The sequence below is a fragment of the Kitasatospora sp. NPDC085879 genome (genome assembly GCF_040686255.1).
Lineage (GTDB): Bacteria > Actinomycetota > Actinomycetes > Streptomycetales > Streptomycetaceae > Kitasatospora.
On the sequence record NZ_JBFBJZ010000009.1, the window covers coordinates 1 to 12,057 of the forward strand.

Below are 12,057 nucleotides of genomic sequence, written 5' to 3' on the forward strand. Positions count from 1 at the left end.
CCACACCCCGTCCGGGTGTCGTATTGGATGACGCGCTTGTTTGTGGTGCTAGTGCCCTTTATCGGGCGTGGGGGTTCAAGTCCCCCCTCGGACACCACACAGAAGGTGCCCGACCAGATCTCTGGTCGGGCACCTTCTGCTTTTCCCGCCGGCATCCGTGGGCCCGCCCCGATCGCCGTGCCGCCGCGCCACCCGCGCCGTCGCATCCCTGCCCCGTTCCCGGAACCCCGGACGTCGCCCGGCAGCCCCGCCGCGCCTGCCCGGTACCCCGTGCCGCCCTCGTGGTTTACGCTATGCGGTACTGACGTACCGCTTCGAGTACCACTTGGAGTCCGCCATGGCCGTCGACCGGCTTCTCCCCACCCAGGAGGCCGAGGACCTGATCTCGCTGACCCGCGAGATCGCCGACCGGGAACTGGCGTCGCGTGTCGACCGGCACGAGACCGACGAGACCTACCCCGAGGGCCTGTTCGCGCTGCTCGGCAAGGCCGGCCTGCTGGGCCTGGCCTACCCGGAGGAGTACGGCGGCGGCGGGCAGCCGTACGAGGTGTACCTCCAGGTGCTCGAGGAGCTCGCCGCCCGCTGGGCCGCCGTCGCGGTGGCCACCAGCGTCCACACCCTGGCCTGCCACCCGCTGTACGCCTTCGGCACCGAGGAGCAGAAGGGCCGCTGGCTGCCGGACATGCTGGCCGGCGCCGCGGTCGGCGGCTACAGCCTCTCCGAGCCCCAGGCGGGCTCCGACGCGGCCTCGCTGAACTGCAAGGCCGAGGCGGTCGAGGGCGGCTACCGGATCACCGGCACCAAGGCCTGGATCACCCACGGCGGCAAGGCGGACTTCTACGCGCTGTTCGCCCGCACCGCCCCCGGCGGCAGGGGCGTCTCCTGCTTCCTCGCGCCCGGCGCGGTCGAGGGCCTCACCTTCGGCAAGCCCGAGCGCAAGATGGGCCTGCAGGCCGTGCCCACCACCTCCGCCCACTGGGACGGCGCGGTGCTCGACGCGGACCGGCTGATCGGCGCCGAGGGCCAGGGCCTGCAGATCGCCTTCAGCGCCCTCGACAACGGCCGGCTCGGCATCGCGGCCTGCGCCACCGGCCTCGCCCAGGCCGCGCTGGACGCCGCCGTCGACTACGCCAACGAGCGGACGACCTTCGGCCGGAAGATCATCGACCACCAGGGCCTGGGCTTCCTGCTCGCCGACATGGCCGCCGCGGTCGACTCCGCCCGCGCCACCTACCTGGACGCGGCCCGCCGCCGTGACGCCGGCCGCCCGTTCAGCCGGCAGGCCAGCGTCGCCAAGCTGATCGCCACCGACGCCGCCATGAAGGTGACCACCGACGCCGTGCAGGTGCTCGGCGGGTACGGGTACACCCGCGACTTCCCGGTCGAGCGGTACATGCGCGAGGCGAAGATCATGCAGATCTTCGAGGGCACCAACCAGATCCAGCGCCTCGTCATCAGCCGCGGCCTCGCCCGCTGACCCGTCCCTACGCCACCGAGGAGACTTCCATGGACATCGCCGGTTCCGCCGCCCTGGTCACCGGCGCCGCCTCGGGCCTGGGTGCGGCCACCGCCGCCGCCCTCGCCGCGCGCGGCGCCACCGTCTACGGCCTGGACCTGGACAAGGCCGTCGCCGCCGCCGGTCCGCAGCCGGACGGGGTGACCCTGCTCGCCGCCGACGTCACCGAGGAGGCGCCGGTCCGGGAGGCGCTGGCGCGGATCGACGCCGACGGCGCCGAGCTGCGGCTGGCCGTCAACTGCGCCGGCATCGCCCCCTCCGCGCGCATCCTGGGCCGCAAGGGCCCGCACGACCTGGACCTGTTCCGCGCGGTCCTCAACGTGAACCTGCTCGGCACCTTCAACGTGATGCGCCTCGCCGCCGAGGCGATCGCCCGACACGGGGCCGACGAGCACGGCCAGCGCGGCCTGATCGTCAACACCGCCTCCATCGCGGCCTTCGAGGGCCAGGTCGGCCAGATCGCCTACGCCGCCTCCAAGGCCGGTGTGGCCGGCATGACGATCACCGCCGCCCGCGACCTCGCCCAGTTCGGCATCCGCGTGGTCACCATCGCCCCCGGCATCGTGGACACCCCGATGATGGCCGGCTTCGGCGACGACGTCCGGGCCGGGCTGGCCGCGAGCGTGACCTTCCCGCAGCGGCTCGCGCAGCCCGAGGAGTACGCCCGCCTGGTCACCATGATCACCGAGCACGACTACCTCAACGGCGAGACCGTCCGGATGGACGGCGCGCTGCGGATGACCGCCCGCTGAGCCGGACACCGTCCACGTCCGGAGGGGCCCGCCGATCACCGCGATCGGCGGGCCCCTCCGCGTGTGCTCAGCCCTTCAGGGACGGGAAGTCGGACTCCCAGTACTCGTGCGGGTTGCGAGCCTCGCCGTGCTGCTCCTCGTGCTGCCGCAGCTCCACCCGGCGGATCTTGCCGGAGATCGTCTTCGGCAGGTCGGCGAACTCCAGCCGCCGGATCCGCTTGTAGGCGCTCAGCCGCTCGCGGGTGAACCGCAGGATGTCCTGGGCGAGTTCGGGGCCGGGCTGCCGCCCCTGTGCCAGGACGACGAAGGCCTTGGGCACCGCGAGCCGCACCGGGTCCGGCGAGGGCACCACGGCCGCCTCCGCCACCGCCGGGTGCTCGATCAGCACGCTCTCCAGCTCGAACGGCGAGATCCGGTAGTCACTCGCCTTGAACACGTCGTCGGCGCGCCCGACATAGGTGATGAAGCCGTCCGCGTCCCGCGCGGCCACGTCACCGGTGCGGTAGAAACCGCCCCGCATCGCCTCGGCGGTCTTCTCCGCGTCGCCGCGGTAGCCGCGCATCAGCCCGGCCGGCCGGTGCGCCAGGTCCAGACTCAGCTCGCCCTCCTCGGCGGGCCGGCCCTCGGCGTCCAGCAGGGCGATGCGGTAGCCCGGCAGCGGGCGGCCCATCGAACCGGGCCTCACCGGCTGCCCGGGGGTGTTGCCGACCTGCGCGGTCGTCTCCGTCTGCCCGAACCCGTCCCGGACGGTGAGCCCCCAGGCCTTGCGCACCTGCTCGACGACCTCGGGGTTGAGCGGCTCACCCGCGGCGACCAGCTCGCGCAGCGCGAGCCGGTGGGCCGTCAGGTCGGCCTGGATCAGCATCCGCCACACCGTCGGCGGCGCGCACAGCGTGGTGACCCGGCAGCGCTCCAACACCTCCAGCAGCCGGTTCGCGTCGAACCGCGCGTGGTTGAGGACCAGCACGGTCGCCTCGGCGTTCCAGGGCGCGAAGATGTTGCTCCACGCGTGCTTCGCCCAGCCCGGCGAGGAGATGTTGAGGTGGACGTCCCCCGGCTGCAGCCCGATCCAGTACATGGTCGACAGGTGGCCGACCGGGTACGAGGTGTGGGTGTGCTCGACCAGCTTCGGCCTGGACGTCGTGCCGGAGGTGAAGTACAGCAGCAGCGGGTCGTCCGCCGGGGTCTGTCCGTCCGGTTCGAAGGTGTCCGGGGCGCCGCCCGCTTCGGTGAACCGGCTCCAGCCCTCGGCCTCGCCGCCCACCGCGATCCGCAGGTCGGCGCCGGGCAGGCCGGCGAAGCGGTCCGCCACCCCGGCGTCGGCGATCACACCGCGGACCCGGCCACGTTCGACGCGGTCGCGCAGGTCGTCGGGGCTCAGCAGCAGGGTCGCCGGGATCACCACCACACCGAGCTTCATCGCCCCGAGCATGGCCTCCCACAGCTCGGGCACGTTGCCCACCATCACCAGCACCCGGTCACCGCGCCGCAGCCCCAGCTCCCGCAGGTGGTTGGCGACCTGGTTGGAGCGCCGGGACATCTCGCGGAACGTGCGAGTGTGCTCGGCGCCGTCCTCGTCGACCACCCGGAGCGCGCACCGGTCGTTGTCCTCGGCGATCCGGTCGAACCAGTCGAGCGCCCAGTTGAAGGCCTCCGGCCGCGGCCATCGGAACTCCCGGCAGGCGGCGTCGTAGTCGGTGCGGTGGCGCAGCAGGACGTCGCGGGCCGCGAGAAATTCGTCGACCGAGCCCATGGCCTGTCTCCTCGGTGGTGATCGGGACCGTCTCTCGCCCTCATCCTGCCGCCGGGCCGCCGACCGCCGCCGGAGATTCGCCGGGTGTCCGGTGTCCCGGGCACATCGCCCCCGGCCGCCCGAGGGGCGGGCGGCCGGGGGCGGTCGTCCGTCAGCAGGCGCCGTCGTCCCGCCAGACGGCCCAGGAGCCGGGGTCGTTCGGCACCGCGCCGGTGGAGTAGTACGTGGCGGTGTAGGCATGGCCGTTGTACGCGGCGCGGTCGCCGGGCACGTAGGACTTCGAGGCGGTCCACGCCACCGGGCAGGTGGTTCCGCCGCCCCCGCCGCCGGCCGTGGTCACGGTGAGGGCGCCGGACGGGGTGCCCGCCCTGCCGGCGGAGTCCACGGCGGCCACCGTGTAGCCGTATGCGGTGGCGGCGGCGAGCCCGGTGTCGGTGAAGGAGGCACCGGAGGGCGAGCCGACCTTGGTGCCACCGCGGTACACCGCGTACGAGGCGGCGCCGCCGACGCCGTTCCAGGAGAGCGAGACGGTGCTGCCGGTGGTGCCGGTGGCCTTCAGGCCGGTGGGAGCGGGCAGTGTCCCGGTGCCCCCGCCTCCGCCGCCGGAGTTCACGAATTTCCAGGTGATGCCGCTGACCGTGCCGAGGTCGAGGTCGGCCAGCCGCTGGAAGGCGGGCTTGCTGAGGTCGATGTGGTCGGCCGGGCAGGTCGGGCACTTGTCCTTGACCGGGACGGTGACGGTGCGGCCGTTGTAGCTGACCTCGACCGAAATGCCCTTGCAGAGGTCGTCGTTGTTCGGATTGGCGGCGGTCCACCACGAGGTGGAGACGGCGACCAGGTCCTCGGTCGCGGCGTTGATCGACGTGCCGCAGGCGCCGTAGCCCGCGTCGTCGTACCAGGTCATCTTGCCCGTCCGGGTCTGTCCGATCGGGATCGCGGCCATGGCGGCCCCGACCCCGAGGACGGTGAGGACCACGGCGCCGATCAGGGCGGCGACCCATCGACGTATGCGCTTGGGAGCGGCGTGCACTCGACCTCCTGGAAGAGATGGGGGTGCTGTTCTCGTCGCGTCAGTCCGTCCGCACAGCCGCGACTGACAGTTCATCATCAAAAGCGACGAGTCGTGCCGGGGTCAACGGCTCTGTGGTGCAGACCACTTGGGTCGACCGGCCCAGGCCGCCCCTTCCCTCCCGCACCCGCACGCCCTAGGCTGCGCTGAAAACCGGGGGATTCGAAGGGGTGAGCCGGCCGGCCGTGGCGCTGACCTACCAACTGCTGGGCCCTGTCCGCGTGTTCGGCGACGGCGCGGAGCTGGACGCCGGCCCGGCCAAGCAGCGGGCGGTGCTGGCCATGCTGCTCGCCGCCGAGGGCCGCCCCCTCTCCCGCCGCGAGATCGTGGACGGCGTGTGGGGCTGCGCCGCTCCCGCCACCGCGCCGCACCTGGTCGCCACCTACGTGGCCCGGCTGCGCAAGGCCGTCGACCCCGGCCGGGCGCACGGCACCGGCCCGTCCGTCCTGCTCTCGCACGGTGACGGCTATGCGCTGCCGACACCGCCCGAACACCTGGACATCGCCCTGTTCCAGCGGGCCCGGCAGGCCGCCCGGAGCCGCCACGGGGCCGGCGATCTCGCAGGCTGCACGGCCGAGTTGGAGCGAGCGCTGGGGTTCTGGCGGGGCGGCGCGCTGGAGGGCGTCCCCGGCCCGCACGCCGAGCGGCTGCGGCGCCGGCTGGAGGAGGCCCGTCTGTCCACCCGGGAGCAGCGGTTCGCCGTCCTGCTGGAGCGCGGGCGGCACCACGAGACCTTGCCCGAGCTGTCCGCCCTCGCCGCGGCCCACCCGTGCCGCGAGCGGCTCCGCGCCCTGCTGATGCTCGCGCTGTACCGCGCCGACCGCCGGGCGGAGGCCCTCGCCGTCTTCCAGGACACCTGGCGGACCCTGGTGGAGGAGGACGGGATCGAGCCCGGCGTCGAGCTGCGCAGCCTGCGGCGGCGCATCCTGGACGACGACCCGGCGCTCCGCCCGGCCGCAGCCGCCGCCCCGCCCCGGCAGCTCCCGGCCGTCTCCCGACTCCCGCCGGACACACCGGACTTCACCGGCCGGCGACACGAACTCGCCGCCCTGTCGCGGCTCGCCGCCCGACCGGGTGCCAAGGTGGCGGGCGGCCGCATCGCGGCTGCCGTCGCCGCACCTGCCGTCGCCGTGCTCACCGGCCCGAGCGGCATCGGCAAGACCGCGCTCGCGGTGCACGCCGCCCACCGGCTCGCCCACCGTTACCCCGACGGCCGGCTCCACGTGCATCTGCGCGGCAGTGGCGACCGCCCCGCCGCACCCGGCGACGTCCTGGCCGGCCTGCTGGAGGACCTGGGTGTCCCCCGCGGCCGGATCCCCGCCGACACCGAACGCCGCACCGCGCTCTACCGCACCACCACCGCCGGCCGCCGACTGCTGCTCCTGCTCGACGACGCCGCGGACGCCCGCCAGGTGGAGCCGCTTCTCCCGGCCTCCGCCGACTGCCTCGTCCTGGTCACCGGCCGCTCCCGGCCGGACGGTGCGGACGCCCGGACGGTGCTGCGCCTCGACGCCCTCGACCGTGGTGAGGCACGGGAGTTGCTGCGGCAGGTGGTCGGCGCGGAGCGGGTCGACGGCGAGACCGCGAGCGTCGACGGGATCCTCGACCGGTGCGCCGGCCATCCGCTCGCACTCCGGGTGGCGGCGGCCGTGGCATGGCCCGTCGCCACCACCCCGCCGACGGCCGGACGACTGCGCGACGCGGCATGCCGATCCGGTGAACTCCTGGCGGACGGGCCGACGGCGGCCGTCCTCCGAGCCGGCTACGAGGGCCTCGCCGACGCCGGGGCGGCCGCCGCGTTCCGGCTGCTCAGCGAACTGGCCGTCCCCGACTTCGGTGCCGCCGCGGCGGCCGCCGCCCTGGACCTCCCCGAGAATGTCGTCGAGGCGCGGCTGGAGGCGCTCGCCGACGCCCACCTCCTGGAGGTCTCCCGACCGCCGGACGGCGCACGCCGCCGCTTCCGCCACCACGACCTGTTACGAGTGTTCGGCCGTAGCCTCACCAGCCCGGACGAGCGGCAGGCCGAGCTCACCGCCATGCTCGGTCGGCTCACCCGGGCCCATCTCGCCGACGTCCGCGCCGCCGGTCCGCTGCTCCGGCCCGCCGACGGTGCAGGCGACGACCAGGGGCCGAACACCGGCCTGGGCGTGGGCTTCGACCGCGCCCAGGAGGCCGTGCACCGGCTGGCGGCCGAGCGCGAGACGGTGGTGGGTGCCGCCCTCCAGGCCGCGGCGGTCGGCGCGGTCCCGGCGGCCGCGCTCGCCGAACTCACGGGCCGGCTCGGGGTGTTACTGCGGCGGCGCGGGCACTGGCAGGACTGGGAGGAGCTCGCCCTCGCCGGCGTCCGGCTGGCCCGTGACGGCACGGCGCCGGACCTCGCGGCCGAGGCGGCCGGCCGGCTGGAGCTCGGCGTGCTGGCGGCGGCCCGGCGCCGGCACGACGAGGCGACACGCGAACTCCTCGCATCGATCAGCCTGTTCGGGCTCTGCGGCGACACCGCGGGGCAGGCCCGCGCCTACAGCGGCCTCGGTCTGGTCTACCTCGAACGCGGTCTGCACGGCCCGGCGACCGCCTGCCTGGCCCGGGCCCTGGCCGTTTACCGGGCCGCCGGCCGGCCGGTGGACGCAGCGACCGCGCTGGACAGGCTCGCCGTACTGCACGTGCGGCGCGGCGACCTGGAGTCGGCCGAGCGGTGCTGCACGGAGAGCATGGCGATCCATGCGGCCAACGGAACGACGGAGTTGGGATCCGCCGCGGTCAACTTCCTCGGCCTGATCCGCGGCCGGCAGCGGCGGCACGCCGAGGCGGTGGCGTGCCAGCGGCGCAGCCGCGAACTCGCCCGCGCCCGGGGCGACCTGCACCGCGAGGCGCGGGCCCTGCTCGACCTCGGCGCCGAGCACCGTGCGGCCGGCGAGCACGGCGAGGCCGTCGCGTGCGCGGAGGAAGGCCTCGCGCTGCGCCGACGCCTCGGCGATCCCCAGGGCGCCGCGGCCGCCTGGACCGAGCTCGCCGCAGCCCTGGAGGCCGCCGGCAACCCGGACCGCGCCACCGCCTGCCGCAGGAACGCCGCCGCCGAACTCGCCGGGCACGAACCCGCGGAGCACGACCTTGCGGGGCACGAACCCGCCGGGTCCGCACCACCCGACGAGCCCCGCGCCGGCCGCTGAGCGCCCGCTCCCCTCAGACCTGGGCCGCCGCGGCCGCCTGGCTCGCCCCCGCGCCCTCGACCAGCACCTGCAGCGCCTTGTCGGCGGCCGCGCGGTACACCTCGTCCGCCAACTGGGCGGAGGCGCCGCCCGCCTGGAAGTACCAGAAGGTGAGGACGGCCGGGCCGATCCGCTCGACGGCCAGGTAGCCGTTGAACAGGATTCCGTCGAGGATGCCGTCCAGCCGCGCTGCCGTGGTCGCCAGCCCGCCGAAGTGGATCGGGGTCAGCGTGAAGGTGACGGCGGTGGAGTCACCGGTGAAGGTGAGCGCCTCGCAGGAGCGCAGTGCCTCGGCCACCTTGGCGTGGTCGGCCGTCAACGCCTCCTGCTCCTCGGTGAGCAGCGACTCCCCGAGGTACGGGCTCGACTCGACGGTGGTGAACTCGGTCTGTTCGCGCACCGCTCCGGGCTTCGCCTCGCCCTGCCCGTTGAGGATGGCGGAGAGCAGCGGGCAGCCGGTGGTACCGGTGTCCTCGGCGCCGTCGGCCGGCAGGGTCTCGGCGAAGGCCGGGCCGAGGTCCTCCACCGTCAGCAGTGCGTTCCGCAGGTCCTCGGAGCTGGGCAGCGGCGCGGCGGGGGCGGAGCTGCCCGACGAGGCCGGCGCGGGCGCCGAGGGCGGGGTGCCGCTGGCGGAGCCGCCGCACGCGGCGGTGCCCGCGAGGGCCAGGGCGAGCAGCGGGGCGGTGAGGAGCCTCGCCCGTACGGGCCTGCTCCGGGAGCGGTACTGCCGGGCGGTCGCCCGCGAGGCATGCATCAGCGGCACCTTCCGAAGGTCGCGCCCCCGCTCCCGATGGTCGCACCGGCGGCCCGCCGCTGCCCTTCGGCCATCGGATCCACGCACGCGGCGCGAGCTCCCGGCCCAGCAGTCGCACGGCCGACGGCCGGTCGGCGGCCGGTGCGTACGGGTGTCCCCCGGTCGGACCTCCGCCGCTGCGCCGCGCCCCGCAGCGGCCGAGGCTGGGGTGATCGCCGATGCACGGCGGACCCACCGGAGGAAGCCATGACCGAGTCCGCCACCGCCGCCGAGCGCACCGAGCTGGGGCGGGCGGTGCGCAGCGTGGTGCCCCGTTCCTCGCACGGCGGGCTGTCTGCGCCCGAGGGCCGGGCCGACCCGGTCACGTTGCTGCAGCGGCAGGCGGTGACCCGGCTGCCCGACCTGGTGCCGATCCGGTACGGGCGGATGGCGGTGTCACCGTTCGCCTTCCTGCGCGGCGCGGCGGCGGTGATGGCGGCCGATCTCGCCGTGCAGCCGCACACCGGGCTGACCGTGCAGCTCTGCGGTGACGCGCATCTGCTGAACTTCGGGGTGTACGGCTCGCCGGAGCGTGCGCTGCTGTTCGACCTCAACGACTTCGACGAGACGCTGCCCGGCCCGTTCGAGTGGGACGTGAAGCGGCTGGCGGCGAGCCTGGCGGTCGCGGCGGGGTCGATCGGCGCCGGGAGGTCACAGGCCCGCGAGACCGCGCGGGCCGCCGTACAGGCGTACCGGGAGTCGATGCGCCGGCTCGCAGCGCTCGGCGAGCTCGCGGTCTGGTACGAGCGGATCGACACCACCGAGCTGCCGTCGCTGCTCCGCGGCGGGGACCGCCGCCGGGCGGAGGGCCGGCTGGCCGCGGCGCGCCGCCGGGACAGCCTGCACGCGGTGGCGAAGCTGACCGAGGTCCGCGGCGGCCGGCGGCGCATCGTGGCGCGGCCGCCGCTGATCACCCGCATTCCCATGCCGGACACCGAGACCGTCCACGCCATCCTGGACGGCTACCGGGAGACCCTCCCGGAGGAGCGCCGCGAGCTGCTGGACCGCTTCCGCTTCGTGGACGCCGCCGCCAAGGTGGTCGGCGTGGGCAGCGTCGGCACCCGGTGCTTCGTGGTGCTGCTGCAGGGCCGGGACGCCGACGACCTGCTGGTGCTCCAGCTGAAGGAGGCCGAGCGGTCCGTACTGGAGGAGCACCTCCCGTCGGGCCCGCACGACCACCACGGGCACCGCGTGGTGGCCGGGCAGAAGCTGATGCAGGCGGCGAGCGACATCTTCCTCGGCTGGACGAGCGGGCCCGCGGCGGAGGCCCGGCACTTCTACTGGCGGCAGCTGCGCGACATGAAGGGCTCGGCGGAGGTCGAGTCGATGACGCCGCGCATGCTGCAGCGCTACGGCACGCTGTGCGGCACCGCGCTGGCCCGGGCGCACGCCCGCTCGGGCGACCGGCTGGCGATCGCGGGCTACCTCGGCGGCGGCGCGGTCTTCGACGAGGCGGTGGCCGATTTCGCGCTGCGGTACGCGACCCGCACCGCCGCCGACCACGCGCGGCTGCGTGAGGCGATCGCGGCCGGACTGGTCGACGCCCGCTCCGGAATATGACGGGTCGCCACATACGCCACTCCGTCAGGTGAGTGATCGTCACCGAACCGACCACCCGAGTGGCGGGCGGTCAGGGGCGACCCTAGCTTCGGGTGGGGCGGAGGCTCCCTGCGTCTCCCACGCCCCGCGCCCGCCGCACCCGCGCCTCGCGCATCCAGCGCCCCGCGCTCCGTCACCGTGCCCCCGTTCCCTGTACCCCCGCTCCCTCCCCCTCCCCTTCCACCCCCACTCCCCCACTCCCCTTCCACCCCCACTCCCCCACTCCCCCACTCCCCCACACCGAGCGCGCCGATCCCGGTGCCCGCCCGACCCCCGTACAACCGGAAAGCAGGACCCAGTTCCATGCCCATGCGACGGACCCACTATCTCGCCGGCGGCCTCGCCGCCCTGGTCGCGAGCCTGGGGGCGGTCCCGCCCGCCCAGGCCGCAGGCTCGATGCGCACCGTCTTCCCCGGCGAGTCCATCCAGCAGGCGGTCGACGCGGCCGCCCCCGGCAGCACCGTCCAGCTGATGGCCGGCACCTACCACGAGAGCGTGCTGATCAACCGCTCGGACATCACCCTGCGCGGGGTCGGTCCGTCGACCGTCCTCGTGCCGGACCCGGCGCAGACCGGCAACGCCTGCGCCACGGCGGGCCACGGCATCTGCGTGACCGGCACGAACGAGCAGAAGGTGGACAACGTCCGCATCGGCTCGCTCACCGTGTCCGGCTACCGGATGAACGGCATCGACGCCTCCAACACCGACCACCTGCGGATCGTCGCCGTCGGCGCCTTCCACAACGGCTACCAGGGCATCAGCCAGGAGAAGTCGATCCGGGCCACGCTGCTCGGCAACGAGGCCGCCGACAACGCGCAGGCGGGCATCTTCCTGGCCAACTCGGTCGCCCACGAGGGCGGTGCCATCGACACCCAGGGCACCGTGATCCGCAGCAACCGGCTGTCCGGCAACCGGATCGGCGTGGTCGTCCGGCGCGCCCGGTCGCTGACGGTGGACGCCAACGACATCAGCGGCAACTGCGGCGGTGTCTTCGTGGTCGGCGACGAGGGCTCGCCCAAGCCGGGCGCGCTCACCGTCAGCCGCAACCACGTCCACGAGAACAACAAGTACTGCCCGCCGAACCCGCGGCTGGCCTTCATCCAGGGCACCGGCATCCTCTTCACCGGAGCGGAGGACTCCGTGGTGACGGGCAACCAGGTGGAGGGCAACCGCGGCGACTCGCCGATGTCCGGCGGCGTCGTGCTGTTCCCCAGCATGACCGGCACCCCGAACAACCGGATCACCGTCAGCGGCAACGTCCTGGCCGACAACGGCCCCTCGGACCTCGCCGACCGCGACAAGGGCACCGGCAACACCTTCACCCGCAACACCTGCGGCGTCTCCGAGCCGGCCGGCCGCTGCTGAGCCG

8 protein-coding genes and 1 tRNA gene are annotated in these 12,057 nt (G+C 74.6%); 6 read left to right on the forward strand and 3 right to left on the reverse strand.

Annotation, left to right across the window (positions count from 1 at the left end; translation table 11 throughout):
• Window positions 1-9 precede the first annotated feature (9 nt).
• The 3 genes from AB0P35_RS09335 (at window position 10) to AB0P35_RS09345 (ending at window position 2,268) form a co-directional block, all read left to right on the forward strand.
• A tRNA-His gene (locus AB0P35_RS09335) sits at window positions 10-97 on the forward strand.
• Between the two features lie 240 nt (window positions 98-337).
• The gene (locus AB0P35_RS09340) at window positions 338-1,477 is read left to right on the forward strand and encodes an acyl-CoA dehydrogenase family protein (protein WP_095872091.1); all 1,140 of its coding nucleotides are present in this window, start codon (window positions 338-340) and stop codon (window positions 1,475-1,477) included.
• Between the two features lie 29 nt (window positions 1,478-1,506).
• A complete protein-coding gene (locus tag AB0P35_RS09345; RefSeq protein WP_363508604.1) occupies window positions 1,507-2,268 on the forward strand; it encodes an SDR family NAD(P)-dependent oxidoreductase in 762 nt (253 codons plus the stop codon).
• A gap of 67 nt (window positions 2,269-2,335) precedes the next feature.
• Here AB0P35_RS09345 and AB0P35_RS09350 read toward each other — a convergent pair whose 3' ends face one another.
• Together AB0P35_RS09350 and AB0P35_RS09355 are read right to left on the reverse strand one after the other, a co-directional pair.
• Window positions 2,336-4,021, reverse strand: coding sequence for an AMP-binding protein (locus AB0P35_RS09350; protein WP_363508607.1), 1,686 nt, complete (start codon window positions 4,019-4,021; stop codon window positions 2,336-2,338).
• Window positions 4,022-4,172: 151 nt separating this feature from the next.
• Complete coding sequence (locus tag AB0P35_RS09355; RefSeq protein WP_363508610.1) at window positions 4,173-5,051, reverse strand: cysteine/serine endopeptidase inhibitor; 879 nt, start codon at window positions 5,049-5,051, stop codon at window positions 4,173-4,175.
• 209 nt (window positions 5,052-5,260) lie between these two features.
• On the opposite strand from AB0P35_RS09355, the gene AB0P35_RS09360 reads away from it, so the two are divergent.
• Window positions 5,261-8,257, forward strand: a complete 2,997-nt coding sequence (locus AB0P35_RS09360) for a BTAD domain-containing putative transcriptional regulator (RefSeq protein WP_363508613.1) — start codon at window positions 5,261-5,263, stop codon at window positions 8,255-8,257.
• A gap of 13 nt (window positions 8,258-8,270) precedes the next feature.
• On the opposite strand, the gene AB0P35_RS09365 is transcribed toward AB0P35_RS09360, so the two are convergent.
• Entirely contained in the window at window positions 8,271-9,050 is a 780-nt protein-coding gene (locus AB0P35_RS09365) for a hypothetical protein (protein WP_363508616.1), read from the reverse strand.
• 246 nt (window positions 9,051-9,296) lie between these two features.
• Here AB0P35_RS09365 and AB0P35_RS09370 point away from each other — a divergent pair, with 246 nt between their 5' ends.
• Both AB0P35_RS09370 and AB0P35_RS09375 read left to right on the forward strand, forming a co-directional pair.
• A complete protein-coding gene (locus AB0P35_RS09370; protein WP_095872096.1) occupies window positions 9,297-10,649 on the forward strand; it encodes a DUF2252 domain-containing protein in 1,353 nt (450 codons plus the stop codon).
• Between the two features lie 342 nt (window positions 10,650-10,991).
• The gene (locus tag AB0P35_RS09375) at window positions 10,992-12,053 is read left to right on the forward strand and encodes a right-handed parallel beta-helix repeat-containing protein (protein WP_257018941.1); all 1,062 of its coding nucleotides are present in this window, start codon (window positions 10,992-10,994) and stop codon (window positions 12,051-12,053) included.
• Window positions 12,054-12,057: the final 4 nt, after the last annotated feature.